We start from the raw sequence: 26,035 nt of genomic DNA on the forward strand, positions 1-26,035 counted from the left end.
GCGACGCGGCCCGGGCCTCAAAGGCCGGTCACCACCAGCGTCGCGCCGTCGACCCGGGCAACGCGCACCCGCGTCCCCGCCGGCGCATCCGCTCCCGCCACCCGCCAGACCGTGTCGTCGATGCGCACGCTGCCGCTGCCGTCGACGATCGGCTCGGCCAGGGCGAACTCGCGCCCGACGAACGCCTCGGCCCGGCGATTGAGGAAGGGGCTGTCGGTGCTGCGCGCGGCGGCGCGCTGCATTACCGAGCGGCCGATCACCGCGGCGGCCAGGGCCAGCACGGCGAACACCAGCAGTTCCTGCGGCCAGGTCATGTGGACGAAGACCAGGCTGGCGACGCCCGTGGCCAGGGCGCCGAGGCCCAGCCAGAACAGGAAGGCGCCGGGCGCGGCCAGCTCCAGGATCATCAGCACCGCCGCCACCAGGAACCATGTCCAGATGCCGAGGGAAACCAGGGTACTCTCTTCCATGCCGGTCACTCGCCGCGCGGCTCGACGCGCGGCACGCCGCCCCCGGTCCGGCGCGCCTGCGCCGCCGCCGTCTCGGCGAAGGCGCCCTTGGCGATCTCCCCGATGCCGGCCAGCGAGCCGATCAGCGCCGTCGCCTCCATCGGCAGCACCACCACCTTCTGGTTGGGCGCCGAGGCCAGGCTCTGCATCGCCTTCACATATTTGTCGGCGATGAAGTAGTTGAGCGCCGCCATGTCGCCCTTGGCGATGGCCTCCGACACCACCAGCGTGGCGGCGGCCTCGGCCTGGGCCAGGCGCTCGCGCGCCTCCGCGTCGCGGAACGCCGCCTCCTTGCGGCCCTCGGCCTCCAGCACCTGCGCCTGCTTCTGGCCCTCGGCCTTGAGGATTTCGGACTGGCGCAGGCCTTCGGCCTCCAGCACCACGGCGCGCTTCTCGCGCTCGGCCTTCATCTGCCGGCCCATGGCGGCGATCAGGTCGGCCGGCGGCACGATGTCCTTGATCTCGACGCGGGTGATCTTGACGCCCCAGCTGGTCGAGGCGGCGTCGACCACGGTGAGCAGCCGCACATTGATGTCGTCGCGATGCGACAGGAGCTGGTCGAGGTCCATCGAGCCCATGACGGTGCGGATATTGGTCATCACCAGGTTGAGGATGGCGCTGTTGAGGTTCGAGACCTCATAGGCCGCCTTGGCCGCGTCGATCACCTGGAAGAAGGCGACGGCATCGACGGCGACGCTGGCATTGTCCTTGGTGATGACCTCCTGGCGCGGCACATCGAGCACCTGCTCCATCATGTTCATCCGGGCGCCGATCCGGTCGAGGAGCGGCACGATCAGGTTGAGGCCCGGCTTGAGCGTGCCGGTGTATTTGCGGAACCGCTCGACGGTGTAGCTGTAACCTTGCGGCACCGTCTTGATGCCGAGGAGCAGCACCAGCACCACCAGGACCGCGACGACGACGATGACAATGTTCGCGCCGATCATGTCGGCCCCCCTCCCCTCATGAGTCGAGCCGGACTGTGGACGCGGCGCCCCGCCGGAGCAAGCGCCAAGACGCGAATCGGCCGGGCAAACGCGCCGCGACGGGCCGAGGCCCCTATCCCGCCGCCGCCAGGGCCTGGGCGAGGTCGGCGACGAGGTCGTCCGGGTGCTCAATGCCGATGGAGAGGCGGATCGTGGTCTCCAGGATGCCGATGCGCGCCCGCACGTCGGCCGGCACGCCCGAATGGGTCATCGCCGCCGGGTGGCTTGCCAGCGACTCTGTGCCGCCGAGGCTCACCGCCAGCTTGATGATCTCCAGCGCATTGAGGAAGGCGAAGGCGGCCGCCTCGCCGCCACGGATGTCGAAGGAGAAGGTCGAGCCCGCTCCCAGGCTCTGGCTCCGGAACACCCGGCCGGCCGGCGTGTCCTCGGGGAGGAACGGCAGGTAGTGCACCCTCTCCACCCTGGGATGATCGCGCAGGAATCCGGCGACGACGCGGGCATTGTCGTCGGCCCGTTGCATGCGGATGGCCAGCGTCTCCAGCGAGCGCCCGAGCATCCAGCAGGAATGCGGGTCGAGCTGGGTGCCGATGGCGCCGCGCAGCGCCTTGATCGGCTTGGCGACGCCACGCCCCGCCATGGCCGCGCCGGCGATCAGGTCGGAATGACCGCCGACATATTTGGTCAGCGAATAGAGCGAGATGTCGGCTCCGTGCTGCAGCGGATGCTGGAACACCGGGCCGAGCAGGGTGTTGTCGCAGGCCACCACCGGCCGGTGCCCCTGGCGCACGCCGATCTCGTCGGCGACCTGCCGCATCAGCGCGATGTCGACCAGGGTGTTGGTCGGATTGGCCGGCGTCTCGACCAGGATGAGCGACACGCGCCCGCGGCGCTCCGCCTCGGCCGCGGCGGCACGCACGCCGGCCGGGTCGACGCCGTCGGCAAAGCCGACCGCGGCAACGCCGAGATTGGCGAAGGTGCGCGTCAGCAGCGTCTCCGTGCCGCCATAGAGCGGCTGGGAATGCAGGATGGCATCGCCGGGCCGGGCGAAGGCGAGCAGCGTCGTGGCGATCGCCGACATGCCGGAGGAGAACAGCGCACAGGCCTCGGCCCCCTCGTACATGGCCAGCCGGTCCTCGACGATTTCGCTGTTGGGATGGTTGAAGCGCGAATAGACCAGGCCCGCGCCGGCCCCCTTGGGCGGCTCGCGCCGGCCGGAGACGTAGTCGAAGAAGTCCCGCCCCTCCTCCGCCGACTTGAACACGAAGGTCGAGGTCAGGAACACCGGCGGCTTGACCGCCCCCTCCGACAGTTGCGGGTCGAAGCCGTAGCTCAGCATCAGGGTTTCGGGATGGAGCGGATGGTTGCCGATATGGGTCTTGGAAGGCCGCGGAGCAGTCATTGGACGATCCTCGCCATGGACTTGGGCGCAACGCCCGCAGGTTCGGCCAGGTTTCGGTCCGCATCAAGGAAAAGCTGGCCGATCGGTCCGCGCTCTTGGCCGTTGCGCTCGCGCCGTCGCCCGACTAGTGTCCCGACGAACGAAACGTTCGGCAAATCGAACGATGTCGTCCGGATCGGGCAAGGGGGCGAATGGGGATGTCCGAAGGCGAGCAGCTTCGCGCCAGCTTTCCGGAAATGGCCCGCAAGCAGGCCGACGACCCCGACGACAGCCTGGTCGTCGATTTCGGCCCGGACCGGCCGCTGAAGCTCGACAGCGCCCTGGAGCTGAAGCCGCTGCGCATCGCCTACACCACGGTCGGCACGCTCAACCCGCAGAAGTCCAACGCCGTGCTGGTCTGCCATGCCCTCACCGGCGATCAGCATGTGGCCACCGTGCATCCCGTCACCGGCCGCGCCGGCTGGTGGGACACCATGGTCGGCCCGGGCAAGCCGATCGACACCGACCGTTTCTTCGTCATCTGCCCCAATGTCATCGGCAGCTGCATGGGCTCGACCGGACCGGCCTCGACCAATCCGGCCACGGGCAAGCCCTGGGGGCTCGACTTTCCCGTGGTGACGGTCGCCGACATGGTGCGGGCGCAGGTGATGCTGCTCGACCATCTCGGCATCGACAGCCTGTTCTGCGTCATCGGCGGCTCGATGGGCGGCATGCTGGTGCTGGAATGGGCCGCCTCCTATCCTGAGCGCGTGTTCTCGGCCATCGCGGTCGCCACCGCCGCCAAGCATTCGGCCCAGAACATCGCTTTCCACGAGGTCGGCCGCCAGGCGATCATGGCGGACCCCGACTGGCGCGCCGGCCGCTACCTGGAGGACGGCACGCGCCCCTCCAAGGGCCTGGCCGTGGCGCGGATGGCCGCGCACATCACCTACCTGTCGGAAGGTGCGCTGCAGCGCAAGTTCGGCCGCAACCTGCAGGACCGGGCGGCGCGCACCTTCACCTTCGACGCCGACTTCCAGATCGAGAGCTATCTGCGCCACCAGGGCCTCAGCTTCGTCGACCGGTTCGATGCCAATTCCTATCTCTACGTGACCCGGGCCATGGATTACTTCGACCTTGCGGACGACCATGGCGGCGTGCTGGCCCATGCGTTCCGCGGCACCCGGACGCGCTTCTGCGTGGCCTCCTTCACCTCCGACTGGCTGTTCCCGACTTCCGACTCCCGCCAGATCGTCCATAGCCTCAACGCGGCCGGCGCCCGCGTCTCCTTCGTCGAGATCGACACCGACAAGGGCCACGACGCCTTCCTGCTCGATATCCCCGAGCTGTTCGCCACGACGCGCGGCTTCGTCGGCGCGGCCGCGCGCGAGCGGGGCCTGCCATGACCACCATCCGCCCGCGCGGCAACCTGACGATGGCGGCGACGGTCACCGACGTCGACGGAGCCGCGCTCGACGGCGCCCGCCTCGACTGGCTGAAGGTGCGCGACATGGTCGCCCCCGGCTCGCGCGTGCTCGATGTCGGCTGCAATGACGGACAATTGCTGGCGCTGCTGGCGGCCACGCGCAACGTCGACGGCCGCGGCATCGAACTCAGCCAGGCCGGCGTCAACGCCGCGGTCGGACGCGGCCTGGCGGTGATCCAGGGCGACGCCGACAGCGATCTCGACCAATATCCCGACGACGCCTTCGACTACGTCGTCCTGTCCCAGACGCTGCAGGCCACCCGCAACCCGCGCCTGGTGCTGGAGAACATGCTGCGCATCGGCCGGCGCGCCGTCGTCTCCTTTCCGAATTTCGGCCATTGGCGCATCCGCGGCCAGCTCCTGCTGCGCGGACGCATGCCGCGCACCGACAACCTGCCCTACGAGTGGTACGACACGCCCAACATCCATTTCTGCACCATCCGCGACTTTGTCGAGCTGGCGCGGGCGGTCGACGCGGTGATCGAGCGGGCCGAGGCGCTGAGCCTGTCGGGCAAGCCGGTGCAGGTGCAGGCGCCGTGGTGGTTCTGGAACCTGTTCGGCGAACAGGCGATCTTCCTGCTGCGCCGGCGCTGAGGATATCGGCAAGGCGCGGCGATGCACCGGGCAGCGGAAAAGCCGGACGAGGCTACGGGCGGCCGTCGGCGGGGATGCCGGGCTCGGCCAGGCGGCCGGCCGGGCTCGGCAGCAGCACCGGGCGGAAGCGCGGCGCCGCCACGCGGCGGGCGCGGATCGGCACCGGCCGGAACACCTGCTTGGAAGCCTCGACGATGTGCACGCCGGGGAATGGCAGGGCGAGGCGGGCGCCCAGCCGCTCCCACATCATGGCCGAACGCAGCGCCCAGCCGCGATGGCTCGGCGGCATGTAGAGCGCCTCGGCCCAGCTGATCGGCGAGAACAGGGCATCGCGCAGCAGCTGGGTCAGCTGCGAGCGCGAGAACGGCCGGCCATAGCCGAAGGGCGTCGAGTCCACCCGCGCCCACACGCCGCGCCGGTTGGGCGCGACGACGATGACGGTCCCGCCCGGGGCCAGCACGCGCCAGATCTCCCGCAGGGCGTCGAGAGCGGATTCGGCCTCCTCCAACGCGTGGATCGCCAGAACCCGGTCGATCGAGCCGTCGGGTAGAGGCAGCTCCGTCTCCTCGACCAGCGCGGCGGCGAAAGGGCCGCCCGGCGGCCATTCCAGCACGCCCTGCGTCGCCGGCATCAGCGCCAGCACCCGCTCGGCCTCCTCGCGGAACATCGGCAGGTAGGGGGTGGCGAAACCGAGGCCGGCCAGGCGCATCTCGCGCACATCCGGCCAGCGCGCCCGGATCTTCATGCCGATCAGGCGGCGGACGATCCCGCCCAGCGGCAGGTTGTAGAAGTTGCGCAGGTCGATGACGTCGAGCGACATGGCGTTCCAGGACCTGCCCGCGAACAGGCGATGCGTTCGGCTCCGCCCGAAATGGCCGCCCCTCCCGCCGCTTACGCCGGCAGGATCACCGAACCGGTGGCGTCGATCTGCCAGAAGGGGTTGTGGGCGATCTCGATCAGGTGTCCGTCCGGATCCGCGACATAGCCGGAATAGCCGCCCCAGAACACATCCTGCATCGGCTTGACCGGCGTGGCGCCGGCCGCGACCATCTCATCGTGGAAACGGTCGGCCTCCTCGCGCGAGCGGGCGTTGATGGCGAGCGAGACGCCGCGAAAGCCGCTGCCGCCGGCCGGCAGGCCGGCATCCTCGGCCAGCGCATCCCAGCCGAACAGCGCCAGGGCCATGCCGCCGATCTGGAAGAAGGCGACGCTTTCGTTCGAGGCGGACGATTCGACCCAGCCGAGCCGCCGATAGAAGGCTCGCGACGCGGCGAGGTCACGAACGCCCAGCGTGATCAGGCTGAAGCGCTGGTCCATGCCCGCACCGGTCTTCAGTTGACCGGTGCGTAGGCGTTGCCCCCTTTGGGCAGGGCCTGTTGGGTGCCGTCCAGCATCACCGGCGGCAGGGCACGGGCATGGGACTTCTTCGGCCGGGACGGCGGCACGGGCACGGCACTGTCCGGAGCCTGCGGCAGCTCCATGGCCGCGGCAGGCGCCGGGGCTGCGGCGGGCGCGGGCTCGTCGCCGCCGAGCCCGAGCCAGCGCTGGTAGAACGGCTGCTCCGCCGGCTGATTCGCGGGCACGGTGGTGACGCCGCCCGGGGTCGGCATCGCCGCGGCGGAAGCCTGCACCGGCGCCGTCAACGGTGCCGTGGCGGGCTTGGCCGGCTCGCCGGTGCTGGCAAAGCCGAGCAGGCGGGCATAGAAGGGCTGCTCCTCGGCGGGCGCAGCCGGCGTGACCGAGCTGGTCGTTGCCGGCGCTTCGGCGGCCGCGACGACCGTCTCCTTCGGCACGGCCACGGGCTTGGGCGCCTCGGGCTGAAGCTCGTTGCCCATCAGCCGCGCATAGACCGTCTGCTGGCGCTTGGCGATGGCATCCGGCTTCTGCGGACCGACCGGGCGGCGGGCAAGGTTGGCCTCGGCCATCAGCAGCGTCTCGGCCGCCGAATAGGTGGCGCGGCGCGCAGCCTTGTCGTCGGCCTCGGTGGCCGGCACGCCCTTGTCGTTGAGGGCGACCTCGACCGGATGCGGCACCGAGGAATAGGGCCGGTCACGGCCGGGGATCGCCCGCGTGTTGACCTTCAGCGCCGAGAAGATCCGGTTGGAACCGCCATCGTCATAGATGGTGTTCACCGCAGGGACGGAGGACTCGAGCGAGGCCATCTGCGCCGCGTCGCGCCGCTGCTTGTCGGCGACGGCCGCCACCACGCTCGGCGCGCCCGCGGCGATGCCGCAGGCCTGGCCGCCCTGGCCGTTGAAGACGTAACGGCCGCGGCAGGCGGCAACCTGCACGGGCTGCTTCGTCACCTCGAAATTGTCGGCCCCTTCCTTGAGGTTCTGCCAGAAGCCGTAGTTCGGGTTCCGCCGGTAGCGGACCATGTTCTCGGCCGTCATGCGGAAGGGGTAGGACTGGATCTGGAAACCGGGCTGGCCGCCGGCCAGTGCCTCGCGCGCCACGGCGTAGATCTCGCCCATCTGCTCGTTGGTCATGGCGAAGCAGCCGCGCGACGAGCAGGCGCCGTGCACCATGATGTCGCCGCCGGCCCGGCCGAGCGTGCGATCGAAATTGTTGGGATAGCCGATGTCGAACGACAGGTAGTATTGCGACCTCGGGTTCATCTGGCCCGAGGAGACGGCATAGAAACCCTCCGGCACCTGCCGGTCGCCCTCGACCTTCTTGGGGCCGAGCTGGCCCGACCAGCGGCAGATCGGATAGGTCTTCAGCAGCGCGTAGCTGCCGCCGTTCGTCTTCTTCCAGATCTCGAGCTCGGCTTCCTTCTTGTAGATGCGCACCAGGATAGGATCCGAGCGCGTCATCCCCTTGGCCTTCATCTCGGCCTGCAGCTGCTGCGGGATCGGCGTGAAGGCCCGCATGTTCGAGTTGCCCGAGTCGCTGCAGGCCGCCACGACGGACGCGGCGGCGGCAGCGACGGCGAGTCTGCGAAAAGAGAAGCGATCAAGCAACATGAGCGCGCGATTCCGTCGGTATCCAGTCACGCAAGCGATAAACCGTTAAACTTATCGAGACCTTACCGCAAGCAGCGGGCAGGGGGAACGTGCTTCCGATAGGTAAATGAACCCTTAACGCGCCCTTAATGGCCCGAACGCTGCTCGATGTCAAAGCCCGGCCGGGAGCGTCGTCCCCAAGGGCCGGCCTTCGAATCAGGATCTCAGAGGTTCCGCCCGATCGCCAGGAACTTGTCCTGCCGCGCTCGCCGGATCGCGTCGGCGGACTGGCCGGCAAAGTCCTGCAGCGCCGCCTCGACCGCGTCGCCCGTCGCCTTGATCGCCGCGCCGGGGTCGCGGTGGGCGCCGCCGACCGGCTCGGGCACGATGGCGTCGATCACGCCGAACTTCAGGAGGTCGGCCGCGGTGATCTTCATGTTGGTGGCCGCGTCCTGCGCCTTGGACGTGTCGCGCCACAGGATCGAGGCCGCGCCTTCCGGCGAGATCACCGAATAGATCGCATGCTCCAGCATCAGCACCCGGTTGGTCGCCGCGACCGCGATCGCCCCGCCCGAGCCGCCCTCGCCGATGATGACCGCCACGTTCGGCACGCCGAGCGCCAGGCAGGCCTCGGTGGAGCGGGCGATCGCCTCGGCCTGGCCACGCTCCTCCGCACCGATGCCGGGATAAGCGCCCGCCGTGTCGACGAACGACACCACGGGCAGCCCGAAGCGGTCGGCGAGCTCCATCAGCCGCACCGCCTTGCGGTAGCCCTCCGGCTTGGCCATGCCGAAATTGTGGCGCAGGCGGCTGTCGGTGTCCGAGCCCTTCTCGTGGCCGAGCACGCAGATCGGCTGGCCGCGGAACCGCCCGAGGCCGCCGATGATCGCCTCGTCGTCGCCGAACTTGCGGTCGCCGGCCAGGGGCGCGAAGTCCTCGATCAGGCCGGCGATGAACTCGGTGGCGTGCGGACGCTGGGCATGGCGGGCGACCTGGGCCTTCTGCCAGGGCGTGAGCTGACCGTAGAGCACGCGCAGGGCCTCGTTCGCTTTGGCCTCCAGCCGCTGGATCTCGTCGCCGATCGAGACGGCGTCGCCGGTCGCTGCCATGGCGCGCAGTTCCTCCACCTTGGCCTCGAGTTCGGCCACAGGCTTTTCGAAGTCGAGATAGCTGCGCATGAAACTCCAGGGGGGGCAGGTGGGGGAGATCGGAAAATCGGGCGGGAAACTGGGGTTTCGGCAAGGCGGTGTCAAGGAAGGCGCCGGGCTGGGCCTGGCGGCCGGGCGCTCAGCGGACCCGCCGCTGGCGCTGGGCCCTGGCCAGCATCGGCAGGATCAGCGAGAACGGCAGCACCGCCAGCAGCGCCACGATCAGCTTGTTGCGCCAGCCCGGCACCACGACGACCTTGCCGGCCCGATAGCCGGCGACCCCGGCACGCGCCACCACCATCGGGTCGAGCGGATGGGTCAGCGCCATGGCGCGCGAGCCGCGATAGCCGGCACGCTTGCCGAAATTGGTCGGCGTCGGTCCGGGGCACAGGGCCGAGACCCGCACGCCGCGGTCGCGCAGCTCGAAGGCCAGCGCCCGCGTCAGCGACACCACATAGGCCTTGGTGGCGTAGTAGCCCGCCATGCCCGGCCCGGGCACGAAGCCTGCGACGGAGGCGACGTTGAGCACCCCGCCGCCGGATGCCAGGATCTGGGGCAGGAACGTCGCGGTGAGGTCGGTCAGCGCCCGGCAGTTGAGGTCGATCATGCCGAGCTGCCCGGTCCGTGGCAGGTCGGCCACGTCGGCGCAAAGGCCGTAGCCGGCATTGTTGACGAGATGGCGGACGACGAGGCCCTCCAACGCCAGCCGGTCGCGAAGGATGTCGGCGGCGTCGCGGCGCTCCAGGTCGAGCGGCAGGACCGTCACGGCCCGTCCGGTCGCGGCGCCGATCGCTGCGGCGACGCGCCGCAGTCCCTCCTCCGAACGCGCCACCAGCACGAGATCCTCGCCCTGTGCCGCCAGCACATGGGCGATCGCCTCGCCGATGCCGCCGGACGCGCCGGTGACCAGCGCGACCGGACGTGTCACTCGACGATCCCGGAAATGTCGACGCCGCGCGCCGCCGCTACCCTGGCGCGAATCGCCACGCGCTGCTTCGGCGGCACGCCGAGGATCTCGGCAACGCGCCAGACCATATTGTCCTCGAACTCGTGCAAGGCCCCGTCGGCGAAGGCGACGTCCCACATCATCTCGACCATGCGCTCGCGGCCCGCCGCGTTGTAGGCACGCTTGACCACGTCGGTGAAGGCGTTGAAGTCGATCGCCTGCTTGTCATGCGCGTCCGCCGCGGCGATCAGCGTCCGGGTCTCGCCCTCGTCCAGCTCATAGCGCTCGCGCAGCAACGCCTCGAGGCGCTGGCGCTCGGCCCGGCTCTGCACGCCGTCGCTGTTCATCGCGTGCACCAGGAGGCCGGCCGCCGCGAGCCGATGGTCGTTCGCGTCGAAGACGAGCTTGGGCTTGGCCGCCCCCTCCGGAGAGAGGGCGCGGATCAGTCTCTGCAGGCGGTCGAGCATCGATGGCGGCTCACATGGTGCGCCGCCATCTAACCATTTTCAGGCGGCGTGCCTACCGCCCCGGATCACTCCGCCGACACTTCGCCGGCGTCTGTGGCTTCCGCGGCGCTCTTCTTCGGCGCAGCACGGCGGCGGCGAGCCCGCAGCGGGCGAACCTCGCCTTCACCCTCGGCCGGGGCGGCCTCCGCCGCGGGAGCGGGTTCCGCCGGCGCAGCCGGAGCTTCGGCGGCCACCGGCGCCGGGGCGGGCGCGGGTGCCGGAGCGGCGGCCGGCGCCGGAACAGGCGCCGCCGGCGCGCCGGTGATGAAGGACGGCAGCGCCGAGAGGGCGCGGTCGTCCGCCAGGTCCGGCTGGGGCTGGTCGAGCGGCACCACCGGCTGCGGCTGGAAAGCGCGATCCTGGTAGGGCTGGCGCTCGCCATTGCCGCGCTCGGACGGGCCGCGGTCCTGGAACTGCCGGTCCCGGAAACGCTCGCGGCGATTGCCGCGCGGCTGGAACTGCGGCCGCTCTCCCTCGCCGGCCTCGCCGCGTCCGCCGTTGGGCGGGCCGTCGAAGGCCCGCTCCTGCTGGCGGTCCTGGTAGCGCTCCGGCCGCGGGCCGCGATCGTTCTGGTAGCGGTCGTTGCGGAACCGCTCGCCCTCGCCGCGCTCGCCATAGCCCTGGCGTTCGCCGTAGGGCTGGCGGTCGTTATAGGCCGGCCGCTCGCCGAAATTGCGCTCGCGCGGATTGAAGCGCGGCTGCTCGTCATTGCCCGGCTGGTGGGAGCCGGCCATGCCGATCTGCGGCATCGAGGGGATCGGCCCGTCGAAATCCCCGTCCTCGCCGTCATCGTCCTCGTCGAGGCCGTAGCCCATGGCGGGCTGGCCGTTGAACTGGGGCTGGGCCGCCGCGATGATGCGGAAATAGTGCTCGGCGTGCTGCAGATAGGATTCGGCGAGGATCGGATCGCCGGAGGACTGCGCATCCCGCGCCAGCTGCACGTATTTTTCCGCGATGTGGGCCGCCGTGCCGCGCACCTTGACGTCCGGACCGTTCGACTCGTAGGCCCGGCTCAGGGGGTTCGGCCCCTTGCCGCCACCGCCGCCGCCGCCGTTGCGATTGCGGCCGCGCATGCGCTTTTGCTGTCCTTGCCTCATGGAAGATCTCGTTCTCCGCTTTCAACCGTGCGCCATCGAGCCGCGCCGCAGAGCTACCGCCCGACGCGTGCCGGCGACGGACGCCGCACGCGTCGACGAAAACATGCTCCGCCTGCGCCTTGCGCACCGCACCATGCCGGCAGATCGCCACCTTGGCTCTTGCGGACCGGAATGGACGTCTCTCTCGTCAGGACGAACGAGCGCTTCGCTCGCTATCGACTCGCGGCGCGTTGCCCCCGCGCCTCAAAGCCGGCTCGCCAATTCTGGCGCCAGCCCGAACGATTTCTGCCACCTAAATAATCGTTCACGCAGCAAAGTCCAAGGGGTTTTTCGGCTTTCAACCGGGGAAATGCGACGAAAAGCAGCGGCGCACGCCATGATTTGCCCGAAGCGACGGCGACCGTCTTGTCATCGCCGCGGCCATGCGCCATATAGGCGCCGGGAGGTTGGCGGTGGACGCAACACTCGCCAACCGGGTCAGATCCGGAAGGAAGCAGCCCTAACGAGACCGCTGCGGGTCTTCGTCCAGCCTCCTACTCACAGTTTCGCCGCCTCGCGCCGCACCCCGTCAAAGGGCCCGTTTCCATGGAAGACGCGAAGCCGGCGTCGACGGGGGCCGCCGAGCCCTATCGCGTCCTCGCCCGCAAATACCGGCCCCAGACCTTCGACGACCTGATCGGCCAGGAGGCCATGGTGCGCACCCTCTCGAACGCGTTCGAGACCGGCCGCATCCACCAAGCCTACATGCTGACCGGCGTTCGCGGCGTCGGCAAGACCACCACGGCGCGCATCCTCGCCCGCGGTCTCAACTACGAGCCGGAGGAAGGCGGCGGCAAGCCGACCATCGTCATGCCGCGCCTCGGTCGCCATTGCCAGGCGATCATCGAAAGCCGCCATATCGACGTGCTGGAGCTCGACGCCGCCTCGCACAACGGCGTCGCCGACATCCGCGAGATCACCGATTCAGTGCGCTATGCGCCGGTGTCGGCCCGCTTCAAGGTTCTCATCATGGACGAGGTCCACATGGTGACGAACCAGGCCTTCAACGCCCTGCTCAAGACGCTGGAGGAACCGCCGCCGCACGTGAAGTTCGTCTTCGCGACGACGGAGATCCGCAAGGTCCCCATCACCATCCTATCGCGTTGCCAGCGTTTCGACCTGCGCCGCGTCGACGCCGGGCTGCTGACCCGCCACCTCGCCTCGATCTGCGAGCGCGAGGGCGTGACCATCGAGCCCGAGGCTCTGGCCATGGTCGCCCGCGCCGCCGAGGGCTCGGTGCGCGATTCGCTGTCGCTGCTCGACCAGGCCATCGCCCATGCCGGCGGCCATGTCGACGCCGAGGGCGTGCGGGCCATGCTCGGCCTCGCCGACCGAGCCCGTATCATCGACCTGTTCGAGGCGGTGATGCGCGGCGACGCCGCTGCCGCCCTCGCCGAGATGCGCGCCCAGTACGATCAGGGCGCCGATCCGGCGATCGTGCTGTCGGAGCTGGCCGAGTTCACCCATTTCGTCACCCGGCTGAAGATCACCCCCGAGGCCGGCAAGGACCCGTCCGTCACCGAGACCGAGCGCCAGCGCGCCGGCGGCTTCGTCGCGGACCTGTCGATGAAGGTGCTGACGCGCCTGTGGCAGATGCTGCTCAAGGGCATCGCCGAGGTCCAGGCCGCGCCCAAGCCGCTCGCTGCCGCCGACATGGTGCTGGTGCGCCTGTGCTATGCGGCCGACCTGCCGACCCCCGACGACCTGATTCGCCAGCTGGTCCTGGGCGGCGGCCGCACGGCCGGGACGCCCGTCGCCCCGCCGCCTCCGACCCCCGGCGGCGGTGGCGCGCCGCGAGCCGTGCTGGCCGCGACCAACGCCGCCCCCCGCCCCGCGCCCCTGCCCGTCGCCGCTCAGGCCGAGCCGATCCGGGCTCTCGCCTCCTTCGCCGAGATGGTGGCGCTGGCCAGCGAGAAGCGCGACCTGCCGCTGAAGCTGGCGCTGGAGCGCTTCGTGCGTCTCGTCGCCTTCGAGGACGGCCGCATCGACCTCGCCCTCGATCCCGGCGCGCCGCAGACCCTGGTCAACGACCTCGCCCGCAAGCTGCAGGACTGGACCAACCGGCGCTGGCTGGTGGTGGTCTCGTCCGAAAAGGGCGAGCCGACCCTGCGCGAGCAGGCCGAGGCGCGGCAGGCCGAGGTGCTCACCGGCGTGCGCGCCGATCCGCTGGTCCGCGCCGTGCTCGAGCGCTTTCCCGGCGCCGAGATCGTCGACGTCCGCGACAACGCCCCTGTCTCGCTGCCCGTGGTCGCCGCCGCGCCGGACGAGGCGCTGGACGACGGCAGCGACCTCGACGATCCCGACTACGGCTCCGACGACATCTGAGCGCGGCCGGGCGGCTCGGCGAATCGGCGGCGCGTCCCGCGGGCCGCCTTCGGAGTCCGGCGCGTTCTGCTCCCGCCGGGCCGGGACGGGACATCTGTCGTGGCCAAACCACGAATCACTCATTAGGTAGGGGTGCGGCGTCTCGCGCCGGCGAGGCCGTCGGTTCCACGGCGGATCGGCATATCCGGGACGGCATTCAGGAGGTGGCCATGGCCGACATGTTGGGAATGATGCGGCAGGTGCAGGCCATGCAGTCGAAGATGCAGGCGCTGCAGGAGGAGCTCGAGCGCACCGAGGTGGAAGGCGTGTCGGGCGGCGGCCTGGTCAAGGTCCGCCTCAGCGCCAAGGGCGAGATGAAGGGCCTGTCGATCGACGCCTCGCTGATGAAGGAGGAGGAGAAGGAGATCCTGGAGGATCTCATCCTCGCCGCCCACAACGACGCCAAGGGCCGGGGCGAGCGCCTGATGCAGGAGAAGATGGGCGCCCTGACCGCCGGCCTGCCGCTGCCGCCGGGCATGAAGCTGCCGTTCTGAGAGCGCCGGCCGGAAGGCGGCGAAGTCCGAAGCGAGGCCCGTCATGCCCTCTGCCGTCGCCGGCCCGGAGATCGAGCGCCTGATCCAGCTGCTGGCTCGCCTGCCCGGGCTCGGACCGCGCTCGGCCCGGCGCGCCGCCCTGACGCTGATCAAGAAGCGCGAGCAGCTGATGAGCCCGCTGGCCGACGCCATCCGCATCGCTTGCGATCGCGTCACCGTCTGCGGCACCTGCGGCAATGTCGACACCGCCGACCCCTGCACCGTGTGCAGCGATCCGCGCCGCGAGGCCTCGCTGCTGATCGTGGTCGAGGACGTGGCCGACCTCTGGGCCCTGGAGCGGGCCCATGTCGCCAATGCCCGCTACCACGTGCTCGGCGGCACGCTGTCGCCGCTCGACGGCGTCGGCCCCGGCGATCTCAACCTCGACCGGCTGGTCGCCCGCATCGCCGAGGGCGACGTCACCGAGGTGGTGCTCGCCCTCAACGCCACGGTCGACGGCCAGACCACCGCCCACTACGTCACCGACCTCCTGGCGCCGACCGGCGTCAAGGTGACGAAACTGGCGCATGGCGTGCCGGTCGGAGGCGAGCTCGACTATCTCGACGAAGGCACCCTGGCCGCCGCGATCCGCAGCCGCACGCCGTTCTGAGGGGAACTTGGCACGATGCGGCGGCGCGCCGGACGGCGAAAAGACCCGACGAGCCGACCCGACGACATTCGAGACTCTGAGGAGGCGGCCTTGGCCAGCATCGTCATCACCTACTGGCGCGACATCCCCGCGCAGGTCACCGCCAAGGAGGGCCGCACCGCGGCCAAGCGCGAGCTGCCGCTGCGCTTCACCGAGGCCATCGACATGGCGGCGATGCGTTCAGGCGCCGCCGCCACCGACGACTACCTGGCCGAATGGCGCCGCGGCGCGCCGGAGCCCTGCGGTCCCGACCTCGAAGCCGCGGTCGCGGCGGTGGTTGCGAAGATCGAGGCGGATTACGACAAGGACCGTCTCGTCGCCCTCGCCAAGAATGGCGGACGCGAGCCAGCCTGACCGTCGGCGCAGGCTCCGCATCCGACCGGAGGAGCTCCATGCGCACGCCTGCGGCCTTCGAACCCACGTCCAGGCCGCCGCGCGACGGCCGGCGCTTCGCCCTGCGCTTCTGGGCGATCCGCCACGCGCGCGGCATGGAGATGCTCTATGCGCTGGTGGAGCGCACGCTGGTGCGCCTGGCGCCGCTGTTCGCCCGCATCGGCTGGGAGCGGCTGGAGAAGCCGGTCGCCTCGGTCGAGAAGCTGGTCAAGGGCAGCCTGTTCGACTGCAAGATGTGCGGCCAGTGCGCCCTCTCCTCCACCGGCATGTCCTGCCCGATGAACTGCCCGAAGGGCCTGCGCAACGGCCCCTGCGGCGGCGTGCGCGCCAACGGCAATTGCGAGGTCTACGCCGAGATGCCCTGCGTCTGGGTCAAGGCCTATGAGGGCTCGCGCAGCATGGCCGGCGGCGCGGCGATCGGCCAGCCGCAGCCGCCCGTCGACCATCGCCTGAAGGGCCGCTCCTCCTGGCTGGCCGTCGCCCGCGAGAAATCCGCCACGCCGGCAAAGGTTGCGTGATGAGCGATATCCGCCTGCCCCACCCCGCCGATTTCGGGCCCCATCCGGCGGCCCCCCTGCCCGAACTGCCGGGCCACACCTCCCGGGGCCGGCTCGAGCGCGTGCTGCGCCGCGGCGAGTTCGCGGTGACCGCCGAGCTCAACCCGCCCGACAGCGCCGACCCCGAGGATGTCTACGACCGCGTCAGGCCGTTCGAGGGCTGGGTCGACGCCATCAACGCCACCGACGGCTCCGGCGCCCATTGCCACATGTCCTCGGTGGCGATCTGCGCCCTGCTGACGCGCGTCGGCTATTCGCCGGTGTTCCAGATCTCCTGCCGCGACTACAACCGCATCGCCATCCAGGGCAACGTGCTCGGCGCCGCGGCGCTGGGCGTGTGCAACGTGCTGTGCCTGTCGGGCGACGGCGTGCAGTGCGGCGACCATCCCGAGGCCAAGCCGGTCTTCGACCTCGATTCGACCTCGCTGCTGCAGACCATCCGCACCATGCGCGACGAGAAGCGCTTCCTCTCGGGGCGCAAGATCACCACGCCGCCGCCGATGTTCCTGGGCGCCGCGGCCAATCCCTTCGTACCGCCACACGAGTTCCGGCCGGTCAACCTGGCCAAGAAGATCGCCGCCGGCGCCCAGTTCATCCAGACGCAGTACTGCTTCGACGTGCCGATCCTCGAGCGTTTCATGGCGCGGGTGCGCGACATGGGCCTGCACGAGAAATGCTTCATCCTGGTCGGCGTCGGTCCGCTGGCCTCGGCCAAGACCGCCAAGTGGATGCGCTCCAACGTGCCCGGCGTGCACATCCCCGACGCCGTGATCAAGCGGTTGGAGGGCGCGCAGAACCAGAAGGCCGAGGGCAAGCGCCTGTGCATCGATATCATCCAGCAGGTGCGCGAGATCAAGGGCGTCGCCGGCGTGCACGTGATGGCCTATCGCCAGGAGGAATACGTCTCCGAGATCGTGCATGAATCCGGCGTGCTCGCCGGCCGTGCGCCCTGGCGGCGCGACATGGAGCCGAGCCCCGTACCGCACGAGGAGCTGGTCGCCGCGCAATAGGGCCGGTGGATTACCGCAGCGCCAGCGGATTGTCGGAGAGCGCCGCGAAGTCCGGCCGATCGAGCCGGGGCTCGCCGAGGAAGGCGGCGAACAGGCCTTCGATCTCGGCCGGCGGGATGTCGCGCACGATGAACACCAGCCGGCTGGTGCGGTCCTCGTCCGGCCAGCGCGCCAGGCGGATGGGCGGATGCAGCACGTGCTGCACGCCGTGCACCACCACCGGCCGTTCGGGATCGTCGGCGAGCCCGATCAGAGCCTTGAAGCGCAGCAGGTCCGGCCCGTGCCGGCTGCGCAGCAGGTCGAGGAAGCCGTCGAGCCGGCCGGGACCGAGGGCGACGGTGCTGGTCAGCGCGAAGGCGCGGATGCGGGCGTCATGGCGGTTGACGTCATGGTGATGATGGCCCGGGCCGGCATGGTCGTGCCCGTGAGGGTGGTGGTCGTGCGCCGCCGCTCCGACCCAGCGGCGCACGTCGGCGCTCTTGGCGCCGGGATCGAATACGCCGAGGCCGAGCACGTCGCCGGCGCTCACAGCGCGGACGTCGAGCACCGGCGCCGCGGGATTGAGCCGGGCGAGGCGCAGGCGCAGGCTCTGCACCGCCGCCGCATCGGCGATGTCGGCCTTGGTCAGCACCAGCCGGTCGGCCACCGCCGCCTGGCGCACGCTCTCCTCCTGCGTGTCGAGCGTCGCCGCGCCGTTGACCGCGTCGACCAGCGTCACCACGCCGTCGAGGGCATAGCGGGCGACAAGGCCGGGATGGGCCGCCAGCGTCTGCAGGATCGGCGCGGGATCGGCGAGCCCGGTGGTCTCGATCACCACGCGGCGGAAGGGCGGCAGCGTCCCGGCGTCGCGCCGGGCGGCCAGATCCTGCAGCGTGTCGATCAGCTCGCCACGGATGGTGCAGCACAGGCATCCGGCCGAGAGCAGCGTCACGCCCTCGCCCGCCGTCTCCACCAGGAGATGATCGAGCCCGACCGTGCCGAACTCGTTGATGATCACGGCGGTGTCGCTCAGCGCCGGGTCCGCCAGCAGGCGATTGAGGAAGCTGGTCTTGCCGGCGCCGAGAAAGCCGGTGAGGACGGTGACGGGAATGGCTCGCATGCCGCACTCATACAGGCCGTACCCTTGCCCGGTACAGGGAAATGATGGGCGCCGGCCGGGCGAGAGGCGCATGACGGCGGTAGCCCGATGCCGGAACCGGTTTTCCGGCGGACGGGCGTGCCGCGGCGCATGATCGTCAAACGTCGTTAAGGCGGCGTTCACCCTTCTCGCCCAGCATGCTTCGAAACGGGACAGAGGACGGGCCGCGACGGCCCAACCGCGAGGCTTGCATGACCGCAACGATCCTGATCGCCGACGACGACCCGGTGCAGCGCCGCCTGCTGGAGGCGATGGTGCGTCGCTTCGGCTATGGCGTGACCCTGGTCGAGGGCGGCGAGGCGGCGCTGCTGGCGCTCGAATCGCAGGCCTTCGATCTCCTGATCCTCGATCTCGTCATGCCCGACCTCGACGGCATGGGCGTGCTGGGCCGCATGCGCGAGAAGGGACTGGAGACGCCCGTGATCGTGCAGACGGCGCATGGCTCCATCGATGCGGTGATCTCGGCCATGCGGGCCGGGGCCGCCGATTTCGTGGTCAAGCCGGTGGGCGCCGAGCGCCTGCAGGTGTCGATTCGCAACGCCATGAAGAGCCGCGCCCTCGAAAGCGAGGTCCGGCTCCTGTCGCGCCGCGCCGCCGGCATGCTCGGCTTCAAGGACCTCGTCACCCGCAGCGCCGAGATGGAGCGGGTGATTCGCCTGGGCGAGCGCGCCGCCACTTCCGGCATCCCCGTGCTGATCGAAGGCGAATCGGGCGCCGGCAAGGAAGTGGTCGCGCGGGCCGTCCATGGCGCCAGCGAGCGCCGCGGCAGGCCGTTCGTCGCCGTCAATTGCGGCGCCCTGCCGGCCGGCCTCGCCGAATCCATCCTGTTCGGCCATGAGAAGGGGGCGTTCACCGGCGCGACCGAGCGTCACGCCGGCAAGTTCGTCGAAGCCCATGGCGGCACCCTGTTCCTCGACGAGGTCGGCGAGCTGACGCCCGACATCCAGGTCAAGCTGCTGCGCGCCCTGCAGGAAGGCGAGGTCGACCCGGTCGGCGCCAAGCGCTCGGTGAAGACCGATTTCCGCCTGATCTCGGCGACCAACCAGAACCTGATCGAGCTGGTGAAGGAAGGCCGCTTCCGCGAGGACCTCTATTACCGCCTGCACGTATTCCCGGTGATGCTGCCGCCGCTGCGGGCGCGCCGGGAGGACATCCCCGACCTCGCCCGCCATTTCATGGCCCGCTTCGCCGCCGAGGAAGGGCGCCGGATCCGCTCGATCACCGCCGAGGCCCTGGCCCTGCTCGCCGCCTATGACTGGCCGGGCAATGTGCGCCAGCTGGAGAACACGCTGTTCCGCGCCGTGGTGCTTGCCGACGGCGACGAGCTCGGCATCGCCGAGTTCCCGCAGATCGCCGCCCTTGTCGACGGGTTCGACGTGCGCATCCCGGCGGCGCCGGTGCTGCCGCCGCGGCCGATCCACACCGGCCCGGCGATGATCACCGGCCAGCCGCTGCGCGAGGTCGTCACCATTCGCGATCCCCACACCCTGCCGCTGCTCGACTCGCGCGGCGACGTGCGGAGCATGGAGACGATCGAGACGGAGGCGCTGAAATTCGCCATCCGCCATTATCGCGGTCAGATGACCGAGGTCGCCCGCAAGCTCGGCATCGGCCGCTCGACGCTCTATCGCAAGCTCAAGGAACTCGGTCTCGAGGAGAGCGTACCGCAAAGCTGTGGTGCGGAAGACACGAGCGCCAACGAAGCCGCGGCGTGACCGATTGCACACCACAATGTGCATTGAAGCTGCGATACGCTTTTCGCATTAGATCAAAAAATCCGGCGTCGCGCCAATGTGCTGTGCCGATCTCGAGGAATGATATGCGCTGCCGCGACCTGTTGTTGTGTTCCGTCGCCCTTGGCCTCGCTCTGGGGATCGCCGCCGCTCCTGCCCGCGCCCAGGAGGCCCGGCCGGCACCGTCTTTCCCGCTGCCCGCGCTCAGCGCCGCCGAAAGCGCCGCCGCGTTCGCGCCGGTCGGCCCGCCGCCCCTGACCCGCCGGGCTGCACCGGCGCCCGCAGCCCCGGTCGCCGCCGCACGGAGCGACGATGTGGTGGCGACGGTCGCCCCCAAGCCCGCTCCCCCTGCCGAGCCGGCCGGCAAGGCCGCGCTCCCGTTCGGTCCCGAGGAGATCGCCGCCGCCAAGGCCCGGATGGATGCGCGCATCGCTGCCGCCGAGGCCGAGCCGGTCAAGCCGCTCGCGCCGGCGCCCGGGCCGGCGGCGATTGTTCCGGCTCCGGCTGGGCCAGCTCCGGCTCCGGCCGCGGCGGCGCCGACGCAGGACCCGGCCCCGCCGGCGGCTGCAGCGGCCCCCTCGACTCCCGCGCCGCTTCCGGTCGCCGCTCCGCCCGCGCAGGACACGTCCGTCGCCCCGGTCGGCTTTCCCGACGCGGTTCGCGCCCAGATCGCCGCCAAGCTCGCCGTGCCGGCCGCCAGATCCGACGATCGCCGCGCCGCCATGGCCAAGTTCTACACCCTTCGCGACAACCAGCCGGTCTGGATCGACGACGGCAGGCTGACCCCTGCCGGCCGCACCCTGCTCGACCGGCTCGCCCAGGCGGACGAGGACGGCCTCGACCCCAGGGCCTATGCCGTGGCCGGGCTCGATGCCCTGGCCGGCCCCTCCTCCCCGCCCGAGACCGTCGCGAATGCGGAGCTGGCGATGGCGGGCGCGCTCATGGCCTATGCCCACGACGCCTCGAGCGGGCGGGTCGATCCCCAGACCATCGGCCGCGACATCGTCGCCGACGCCCATGCGCCCGACCCGGTGCAGGTGCTCGCTTCGCTGGCGATCGCCGCCGACCCGGCCGGCGTCCTCGACGGCTACAACCCGACCCACCCGCAATATCAGGCGCTGAAGCGCAAGCTCGCCGAGCTGCGCGATGCCGAGGCTGCGGTGGCCGTCGCGCGGCCCCCGCTCGTGCCCCCCGGCCCGACCCTCAAGGTCGGCATGAGCGACGGGCGCGTGGCCGTGCTGCGCAGCCGGCTCGGCCTGACCATGACCGACGGCGACGTCTATGACGACGCGCTGGCCGATGCGGTGCGCGCCTTCCAGCGCGAGCGCCGCCTCAAGGCGAATGGCGTGCTCAGCCCGCAGACCCTGGCCGCCCTCAACGGCGAGATCCGCGGCTCGCGCGCCAACGCGCAGAGCGACATCATCGCCAACATGGAGCGCTGGCGCTGGATGCCGCGCGACCTCGGCAGCTCCCACGTCCTGGTCAACGTGCCGGAGTACATGGTGCGCGTCACCATGGATGGAGCCGTGGTGAACGAGAGCCGCGTCGTCGTCGGCAAGCCGAACACGCCGACGCCGATCTTCTCCGACAACATGCAGTTCGTGGTGCTCAACCCCTCCTGGTACGTGCCCCAGTCGATCATCAAGAAGGAGTACCTGCCCAAGCTCGCCAATGACCCGAACTACCTGGTGCGGCAGGGCTTCGAGGTGACCTATCGCAACAACCAGATCTCGGTGCGCCAGCCGCCGGGCGAGCGCAACGCGCTCGGTCACATCAAGTTCATGTTCCCCAACAAATTCTCAGTCTACCTGCACGACACCTCCTCGCGCAGCCTGTTCTCCAGCGACAAGCGCGCCTTCAGCCATGGCTGCGTGCGTGTCGACCAGCCCTTCAAATTCGCCGAAATCGTGATGGGCGCCCACAATGGCTGGACCGCCCAGAAGGTCGAAAAGATGATCGGCGGGCGCGAGCAACGGGTGGATCTCAAGCAGCAACTGCCGGTGCATATTGCCTACTTCACCACTTTTGTGGATGATCAGGGTGACCTGAAGCGCCTCGACGACATTTACGGCTATAACAGCCGTGTCCTTGCGGCGCTCGGGCTGGCAAAGTGAGGTCCTGAAATAAGGCGGTGGCGTTCGTCTTTTTGCCATCTTTGCGCGCCAGAAAGTACACAAAGGCTGCCGTGCTCCTGCCCGTCAGGGATACGAGACGGCCACTTGGCTAAGGTCGCGTGGGATCGTCGGGGGTCGGATGGGACATCATCAACGGTGCTTTAACCTATCTCGGCAAGACTCTGTCAACGAAGCCTGCCGTCCCGGCGCATCAGCGCCGGGGATGAGGCTCCAGATTCGCCGAGAGTCGTAATCGTGCCGAACCCCCTGTCGCCCCTCCCGCGGATCAGCATGCGCAAGGCCCTTCGTGCGGCCGGCACCGTCGCTGCGGCCGCCCTGACGCTCGCGATCCTCGTCCGTCCCACCGAGGATGCGGTCGCAAACGGCGACACCCGCTCGCTCAGCATGGTGCACATGCACACCGGCGAGAGCATCAACATCACCTTCAAGCGCGGCGGCTCCTTCGATCCGGATGCCCTGAAGAAGATCAACTGGTTCCTGCGTGACTGGCGGCGCGACGAGCCGACCCGCATCGATCCGCGCGTGCTCGACACGGTCTGGCTGGCCTATCGCACCGTCGGCGCCAGCCAGCCCATCCACATCGTCAGCGCCTACCGCGCTCCGGAGACCAACGCCATGCTGCGGCGCCGGTCCCGCGGCGTCGCCAAGTTCAGCCAGCACACGCTCGGCAAGGCGATCGACTTCTACATCCCCGGCGTGAACCTCGCCCAGCTGCGTGCCGCCGGCCTTCGGCTGCAGCGCGGCGGCGTCGGCTTCTACCCGACCTCCGGCTCGCCCTTCGTCCACATGGACGCCGGCAGCGTCCGCATGTGGCCGCGCATGACCCGCGCCCAGCTCGCTGCGGTCTTCCCAGACGGCAAGACCGTCCTCATCCCCAGCGATGGCCGGCCGATGCCGGGCTACCAGGCCGCCTATGCCGAGCTGCAGCGCAATGGCGGCACGGTCGGCGGCTTCGAGGGCGACGAGGATGGCGGCGGCAGCTTCTCGCTCGCCAGCCTGTTCGGCGGCGGCGGTGGCCGCACCGTGTCCTACGCGCCGACGAGCAAGAGCGCCGAGAGTCCGCTGGCCGTGCTGCTCGCCAGCCGGGCCGGCGCCAGGCCGGCACCGGCAGCTGCTCCCGCCCCGGCTCCTGCGCCGGCGCCCGCTCCTGTTCCGGCTGTGGCCCGCGCTCGCGTTCCTGCGCCGGAGGTCGTCGAACCGGTCGTCCCGGCCGCTCCTCCCGCCCCGATCGTGGTTGCCAAGGCCGAGCCTCGCCCGGCCCCGATCCCGCTGCCCGAGCCGCGCCCGGCCGAGCTTTCCGGCCCGCAGATGGTCTGGCAGAGCGGCCCGCAGGGCCAGGCTCCGGCCGCCGAGATGCTGGTCGCGGCCGCCGATATCCCGCTGCCTCCCGTGCGCCCCGGCTCGGACGCGGAGGACGCCGCGCCGCCGGTTCAGCTCGCCGCGCTCGACCAGACGCCGATGCCGCCTGAGGCTCCGCCGATGCTGCGGCCCGGCGCGCCGGTCATGGCCAACGCCTCGCGCGGCATCGACCTCGTGCTCAAGCGCGACACCCGGCTGCCGCCCAGCCGCGCCCTCGGCTTCGCCGATGCCAGTGCCGGCATGATCGCCCCGCCTCGCAGCGACCGCCAGGCTCTGATCGCCACCCGGTTCGAGAAGCTCAACTTCGTCTCCGTCACCGCGCCCGTCGCCTCCGCCCGCAACAAGGCGCAGGCCGGCCTGGTGCGCCCCGACCTGAAGTCGGTCGGGACCCTGATCCCGGCGCCCTCCAAGGTCGTGGTGATGCGTTTCGGCGTCGCCGCCTACCAGGACCTGCGGGCAGAGAGGTTCACCGGCGCCGCAATCAAGCCGCTGCGGACCGCGAGCTTCACGCTGGCGCCGGACATCATCACGGGCAGCATCGCCAAGCCGACGCCGGGCCTGAACTGAAGAGCGGCCCCGAAAAACGCCTCAATCTGCGGCGAAACCGTCTGATCTGCTGGCATGGCCGGGCCCGTCCCGGCCATGATTGCGGATAGGGTCCGCCCTCGAAGAGACGATTTGCGTGCCAAGCCCGTGCCCGCCGACCAGCCTCGCGTCGATCGCCGCGCTGGAGCGTCCGTCACCACCGCGTCTGCTCGCCCGGCGCCGCCGCTTCGATCGCCAGGGCATGCACGCCCGCGGCGAAGGCTTCGCGCAGGGCCTCGTTGACCAGGCGGTGACGATCCACCCGGCTGCGGCCGCCAAAGGCCGACGCGACGATGCGCACGCGAAAATGGCTCTCGCCGCCCTGGCGATGACCGGCGTGCCCGGCATGGGCGGCAGACTCGTCGAGAACGACCAGGCGATCGGGATGGAGCGCGGCGGTCAGGCGCGCTTCGATCAAGCTCCGCATCGACATCGGCAAGCCTCCTGTGCCATCACGCCCTAAGCTTTTCGATGCCGGGCGGTCAAGCCGGCTTACGGCGGCGGCCGCGCCGCCGTCATGATCCGAACGCCCAACGGGACCATAGCCTTGCCCACTGACGCCGTTCTGCCCCGTCGCCGCTCGAGCCGCCGGGTGCTGCTTCCGACCCTGATCTTCCTCGTCATTGCCGCGGGGTGGTCGGCCTTCTGGTGGTATGCCGCATCGCGGGCCGAGCGCGCCCTCGACGATTTCGTCGCGCGCGAGGCCGAAAAGGGCCGCCTCGTCACCTGCGGCCAGCGCAGCCTCGGCGGCTTTCCGTTCCGCCTCGAGGTCCGCTGCACCGATCCGCGTCTCGACGTGACCCGCGACGACGGCTCCTTCAGCCTCACGGCCAGGAGCCTGGTCGCCGTGGCGCAGGCCTATCAGCCCACGCGCATCGTCGCCCTGGCCGACGGCCCGCTGGTGTTCACCCCGCGCGACGACCCGCGGACGGTCGAGACCCGTTGGAAGAGCGCCGAGGCGAGCCTCGCCCTCGGCCTTTCCGGCCCGCAGCGCATCTCGGTCGTGCTCGAGGGCGCCGACGTCGCCGCGGTCGAGGGCGATCAGCGGCGGCCCCTGCTCGGCGGCGCCCGCATCGAAGCGCATGTGCGCATGGCGGAGGGCGCCGACGCCGCCCCCGGAGCCTATGACCTTGCAGCAAGCATCGACGCCGCCAGCGCGCCGGAAATCGATGCGGCGATGGGCGACACGGCGGCGGTGAAGCTGCAGGTCCAGGGGCTGGTGACGCAGATTCTCGATCTTTCGCCCAAGTCGCTGTCGCAGCGCCTGCGCGACTGGGCGGACGCCGGCGGCACGCTGCGCGTCGACCAGGCCCAGATCGATCGCGGCCCCTCCAGCGTGCGGGCGGCCGGCGATCTCGCCCTCGATGCGGAGGGCCGGCCGGCCGGCAAGCTGACGCTCGCCCTTGCCGGCACCGGCGAGCTCGCCGACGCGCTGCAGCGCTCGAACCTGGCGCCGGCCAACCTCGCCAACCTGCTCGGCGTCGGCCTGACGCTGCTCGGCAAGCCGACCAACATCGACGGCCGGGCAGCCGTGGAGGTGCCGCTCAGCCTGAAGAAGGGCAAGGCCTCGATCGGCGCCTTCCCGGCCGGCAAGCTGCCCAGCCTGTTCTGATCAGGAGTCGGTCCAACTCGGAGAGGTGCGGGAGGACGCGCGAACAGGTCCGCCCGACTGCGGACGGCGCGCTTGTGGGCACCACTCTCGACGGCTCGGTCTCGTCGGGAGCCGGCGGGGCGTCGCTGGAGACACGCTGGCCACATCGGGGGCGTGGGACCATCCGCCGGCGCCCTGCACGATGCCCATCACGGTTTGTTGAACACGGCGCCGATGCCTTGTGTCGTCGCCTTCCATCGGCCGGCGATCGAACCGAAGCAGGCCGGCATCGTCCGCCCGCCCACCCACGGGGCCGCCGCGATGGCCGCCCGGCTGGCCGGGCTCGGCGGCAGCCATCGTCGGGCGCCCGTCGCCGGAGGTCGCGGCCGGGCGCCG

The 26,035-nt window shown here is 70.5% G+C and carries 24 protein-coding genes and 1 other RNA gene; 13 read left to right on the top strand and 12 right to left on the bottom strand.

Annotated features, from left to right (window positions below; all coding sequences use genetic code 11):
* Positions 1–17 precede the first annotated feature (17 nt).
* From AC27L4_RS14875 to AC27L4_RS14885, 3 genes are all read right to left on the bottom strand, one after another.
* Positions 18–470 (bottom strand): NfeD family protein, encoded by a 453-nt coding sequence (locus AC27L4_RS14875; RefSeq protein ID WP_487143013.1) that lies wholly within the window; start codon positions 468–470, stop codon positions 18–20.
* A gap of 5 nt (positions 471–475) precedes the next feature.
* Positions 476–1,453, bottom strand: coding sequence for an SPFH domain-containing protein (locus AC27L4_RS14880; RefSeq protein WP_487143014.1), 978 nt, complete (start codon positions 1,451–1,453; stop codon positions 476–478).
* Positions 1,454–1,565: 112 nt separating this feature from the next.
* Positions 1,566–2,852, bottom strand: coding sequence for a cystathionine gamma-synthase family protein (locus AC27L4_RS14885; protein ID WP_487143015.1), 1,287 nt, complete (start codon positions 2,850–2,852; stop codon positions 1,566–1,568).
* A 197-nt stretch (positions 2,853–3,049) separates the two neighbouring features.
* On the opposite strand from AC27L4_RS14885, the gene metX reads away from it, so the two are divergent.
* Entirely contained in the window at positions 3,050–4,237 is a 1,188-nt protein-coding gene (gene metX / locus AC27L4_RS14890; protein WP_487143016.1) for a homoserine O-acetyltransferase MetX, read from the top strand.
* A 29-nt stretch (positions 4,238–4,266) separates the two neighbouring features.
* A complete protein-coding gene (gene metW, locus AC27L4_RS14895; protein WP_487143810.1) occupies positions 4,267–4,911 on the top strand; it encodes a methionine biosynthesis protein MetW in 645 nt (214 codons plus the stop codon).
* 52 nt (positions 4,912–4,963) lie between these two features.
* On the opposite strand, the gene AC27L4_RS14900 is transcribed toward metW, so the two are convergent.
* The 7 genes from AC27L4_RS14900 to AC27L4_RS14930 all read right to left on the bottom strand — a co-directional run bounded on the left by AC27L4_RS14900 (position 4,964) and on the right by AC27L4_RS14930 (position 11,529).
* On the bottom strand, positions 4,964–5,731 hold the full coding sequence (locus AC27L4_RS14900; RefSeq protein ID WP_487143017.1) for a methyltransferase domain-containing protein: 768 nt from the start codon (positions 5,729–5,731) through the stop codon (positions 4,964–4,966).
* A 71-nt stretch (positions 5,732–5,802) separates the two neighbouring features.
* On the bottom strand, positions 5,803–6,228 hold the full coding sequence (locus AC27L4_RS14905) for a VOC family protein (protein ID WP_487143018.1): 426 nt from the start codon (positions 6,226–6,228) through the stop codon (positions 5,803–5,805).
* A gap of 14 nt (positions 6,229–6,242) precedes the next feature.
* Positions 6,243–7,877 (bottom strand): L,D-transpeptidase family protein, encoded by a 1,635-nt coding sequence (locus tag AC27L4_RS14910; protein WP_487143019.1) that lies wholly within the window; start codon positions 7,875–7,877, stop codon positions 6,243–6,245.
* A 203-nt stretch (positions 7,878–8,080) separates the two neighbouring features.
* Positions 8,081–9,034 (bottom strand): acetyl-CoA carboxylase carboxyltransferase subunit alpha, encoded by a 954-nt coding sequence (locus AC27L4_RS14915; protein WP_487143020.1) that lies wholly within the window; start codon positions 9,032–9,034, stop codon positions 8,081–8,083.
* 109 nt (positions 9,035–9,143) lie between these two features.
* Entirely contained in the window at positions 9,144–9,932 is a 789-nt protein-coding gene (locus AC27L4_RS14920) for an SDR family NAD(P)-dependent oxidoreductase (RefSeq protein ID WP_487143021.1), read from the bottom strand.
* Positions 9,929–10,417 carry a tellurite resistance TerB family protein gene (locus AC27L4_RS14925; protein WP_487143022.1) on the bottom strand — a complete coding sequence of 163 codons (489 nt, stop codon included), beginning with the start codon at positions 10,415–10,417 and terminating at the stop codon, positions 9,929–9,931. The genes AC27L4_RS14920 and AC27L4_RS14925 overlap by 4 nt, the downstream gene beginning before the upstream one ends.
* 65 nt (positions 10,418–10,482) lie before the next feature.
* Positions 10,483–11,529, bottom strand: coding sequence for a DUF4167 domain-containing protein (locus AC27L4_RS14930; protein WP_487143023.1), 1,047 nt, complete (start codon positions 11,527–11,529; stop codon positions 10,483–10,485).
* Positions 11,530–11,993: 464 nt separating this feature from the next.
* Between AC27L4_RS14930 and ffs the strand changes: the two genes are divergently transcribed.
* The 7 genes from ffs (at position 11,994) to AC27L4_RS14965 (ending at position 17,098) form a co-directional block, all read left to right on the top strand.
* Positions 11,994–12,091, top strand: an RNA gene (ffs, locus tag AC27L4_RS14935) — signal recognition particle sRNA small type.
* 47 nt (positions 12,092–12,138) lie between these two features.
* Positions 12,139–13,917: a DNA polymerase III subunit gamma/tau gene (locus tag AC27L4_RS14940; protein WP_487143024.1), complete on the top strand. Its 1,779-nt coding sequence runs from the start codon at positions 12,139–12,141 to the stop codon at positions 13,915–13,917.
* A 209-nt stretch (positions 13,918–14,126) separates the two neighbouring features.
* A complete protein-coding gene (locus tag AC27L4_RS14945) occupies positions 14,127–14,450 on the top strand; it encodes a YbaB/EbfC family nucleoid-associated protein (RefSeq protein ID WP_487143025.1) in 324 nt (107 codons plus the stop codon).
* A gap of 43 nt (positions 14,451–14,493) precedes the next feature.
* Positions 14,494–15,099, top strand: coding sequence for a recombination mediator RecR (gene recR, locus AC27L4_RS14950; RefSeq protein ID WP_487143026.1), 606 nt, complete (start codon positions 14,494–14,496; stop codon positions 15,097–15,099).
* Between the two features lie 90 nt (positions 15,100–15,189).
* Positions 15,190–15,492 carry a virulence factor gene (locus AC27L4_RS14955; RefSeq protein WP_487143027.1) on the top strand — a complete coding sequence of 101 codons (303 nt, stop codon included), beginning with the start codon at positions 15,190–15,192 and terminating at the stop codon, positions 15,490–15,492.
* Between the two features lie 38 nt (positions 15,493–15,530).
* Complete coding sequence (locus tag AC27L4_RS14960) at positions 15,531–16,049, top strand: methylenetetrahydrofolate reductase C-terminal domain-containing protein (protein WP_487143028.1); 519 nt, start codon at positions 15,531–15,533, stop codon at positions 16,047–16,049.
* Positions 16,049–17,098 (top strand): methylenetetrahydrofolate reductase, encoded by a 1,050-nt coding sequence (locus AC27L4_RS14965; RefSeq protein WP_487143029.1) that lies wholly within the window; start codon positions 16,049–16,051, stop codon positions 17,096–17,098. The genes AC27L4_RS14960 and AC27L4_RS14965 overlap by 1 nt, the downstream gene beginning before the upstream one ends.
* A gap of 10 nt (positions 17,099–17,108) precedes the next feature.
* Here AC27L4_RS14965 and AC27L4_RS14970 read toward each other — a convergent pair whose 3' ends face one another.
* Positions 17,109–18,197, bottom strand: a complete 1,089-nt coding sequence (locus AC27L4_RS14970) for a CobW family GTP-binding protein (RefSeq protein WP_487143030.1) — start codon at positions 18,195–18,197, stop codon at positions 17,109–17,111.
* Between the two features lie 230 nt (positions 18,198–18,427).
* Here AC27L4_RS14970 and AC27L4_RS14975 point away from each other — a divergent pair, with 230 nt between their 5' ends.
* From AC27L4_RS14975 to AC27L4_RS14985, 3 genes are all read left to right on the top strand, one after another.
* Positions 18,428–19,951, top strand: a complete 1,524-nt coding sequence (locus tag AC27L4_RS14975) for a sigma-54-dependent transcriptional regulator (RefSeq protein ID WP_487143031.1) — start codon at positions 18,428–18,430, stop codon at positions 19,949–19,951.
* Positions 19,952–20,055: 104 nt separating this feature from the next.
* Positions 20,056–22,083, top strand: coding sequence for a L,D-transpeptidase family protein (locus tag AC27L4_RS14980; RefSeq protein ID WP_487143032.1), 2,028 nt, complete (start codon positions 20,056–20,058; stop codon positions 22,081–22,083).
* 291 nt (positions 22,084–22,374) lie between these two features.
* A complete protein-coding gene (locus AC27L4_RS14985) occupies positions 22,375–24,030 on the top strand; it encodes a peptidoglycan L,D-endopeptidase MepK (protein ID WP_487143033.1) in 1,656 nt (551 codons plus the stop codon).
* A gap of 172 nt (positions 24,031–24,202) precedes the next feature.
* Here AC27L4_RS14985 and AC27L4_RS14990 read toward each other — a convergent pair whose 3' ends face one another.
* Positions 24,203–24,481, bottom strand: a complete 279-nt coding sequence (locus AC27L4_RS14990; protein ID WP_487143034.1) for a BolA family protein — start codon at positions 24,479–24,481, stop codon at positions 24,203–24,205.
* A gap of 159 nt (positions 24,482–24,640) precedes the next feature.
* On the opposite strand from AC27L4_RS14990, the gene AC27L4_RS14995 reads away from it, so the two are divergent.
* A complete protein-coding gene (locus tag AC27L4_RS14995) occupies positions 24,641–25,660 on the top strand; it encodes a DUF2125 domain-containing protein (protein ID WP_487143035.1) in 1,020 nt (339 codons plus the stop codon).
* The last annotated feature ends 375 nt before the right edge of the window (positions 25,661–26,035 follow it).

The sequence above is a fragment of the Labrys sp. Lb11 genome, assembly GCF_057554225.1.

What these genes read in the sequence shown, in the direction of transcription:
- recR (WP_487143026.1), top strand. Translation starts at nt 14,494, where the DNA reads ATGCCCTCTGCCGTCGCCGGCCCGGAGATCGAGCGCCTGATCCAGCTG.
- AC27L4_RS14915 (WP_487143020.1), bottom strand. Translation starts at nt 9,034, where the DNA reads ATGCGCAGCTATCTCGACTTCGAAAAGCCTGTGGCCGAACTCGAGGCC.
- metX (WP_487143016.1), top strand. Translation starts at nt 3,050, where the DNA reads ATGTCCGAAGGCGAGCAGCTTCGCGCCAGCTTTCCGGAAATGGCCCGC.
- AC27L4_RS14945 (WP_487143025.1), top strand. Translation starts at nt 14,127, where the DNA reads ATGGCCGACATGTTGGGAATGATGCGGCAGGTGCAGGCCATGCAGTCG.
- AC27L4_RS14925 (WP_487143022.1), bottom strand. Translation starts at nt 10,417, where the DNA reads ATGCTCGACCGCCTGCAGAGACTGATCCGCGCCCTCTCTCCGGAGGGG.
- metW (WP_487143810.1), top strand. Translation starts at nt 4,267, where the DNA reads ATGGCGGCGACGGTCACCGACGTCGACGGAGCCGCGCTCGACGGCGCC.
- AC27L4_RS14940 (WP_487143024.1), top strand. Translation starts at nt 12,139, where the DNA reads ATGGAAGACGCGAAGCCGGCGTCGACGGGGGCCGCCGAGCCCTATCGC.
- AC27L4_RS14900 (WP_487143017.1), bottom strand. Translation starts at nt 5,731, where the DNA reads ATGTCGCTCGACGTCATCGACCTGCGCAACTTCTACAACCTGCCGCTG.
- AC27L4_RS14905 (WP_487143018.1), bottom strand. Translation starts at nt 6,228, where the DNA reads ATGGACCAGCGCTTCAGCCTGATCACGCTGGGCGTTCGTGACCTCGCC.
- AC27L4_RS14975 (WP_487143031.1), top strand. Translation starts at nt 18,428, where the DNA reads ATGACCGCAACGATCCTGATCGCCGACGACGACCCGGTGCAGCGCCGC.
- AC27L4_RS14980 (WP_487143032.1), top strand. Translation starts at nt 20,056, where the DNA reads ATGCGCTGCCGCGACCTGTTGTTGTGTTCCGTCGCCCTTGGCCTCGCT.
- AC27L4_RS14880 (WP_487143014.1), bottom strand. Translation starts at nt 1,453, where the DNA reads ATGATCGGCGCGAACATTGTCATCGTCGTCGTCGCGGTCCTGGTGGTG.
- AC27L4_RS14970 (WP_487143030.1), bottom strand. Translation starts at nt 18,197, where the DNA reads ATGCGAGCCATTCCCGTCACCGTCCTCACCGGCTTTCTCGGCGCCGGC.
- AC27L4_RS14990 (WP_487143034.1), bottom strand. Translation starts at nt 24,481, where the DNA reads ATGTCGATGCGGAGCTTGATCGAAGCGCGCCTGACCGCCGCGCTCCAT.
- AC27L4_RS14985 (WP_487143033.1), top strand. Translation starts at nt 22,375, where the DNA reads ATGCGCAAGGCCCTTCGTGCGGCCGGCACCGTCGCTGCGGCCGCCCTG.
- AC27L4_RS14960 (WP_487143028.1), top strand. Translation starts at nt 15,531, where the DNA reads ATGCGCACGCCTGCGGCCTTCGAACCCACGTCCAGGCCGCCGCGCGAC.
- AC27L4_RS14965 (WP_487143029.1), top strand. Translation starts at nt 16,049, where the DNA reads ATGAGCGATATCCGCCTGCCCCACCCCGCCGATTTCGGGCCCCATCCG.
- AC27L4_RS14910 (WP_487143019.1), bottom strand. Translation starts at nt 7,877, where the DNA reads ATGTTGCTTGATCGCTTCTCTTTTCGCAGACTCGCCGTCGCTGCCGCC.
- AC27L4_RS14930 (WP_487143023.1), bottom strand. Translation starts at nt 11,529, where the DNA reads ATGCGCGGCCGCAATCGCAACGGCGGCGGCGGCGGTGGCGGCAAGGGG.
- AC27L4_RS14885 (WP_487143015.1), bottom strand. Translation starts at nt 2,852, where the DNA reads ATGACTGCTCCGCGGCCTTCCAAGACCCATATCGGCAACCATCCGCTC.
- AC27L4_RS14875 (WP_487143013.1), bottom strand. Translation starts at nt 470, where the DNA reads ATGGAAGAGAGTACCCTGGTTTCCCTCGGCATCTGGACATGGTTCCTG.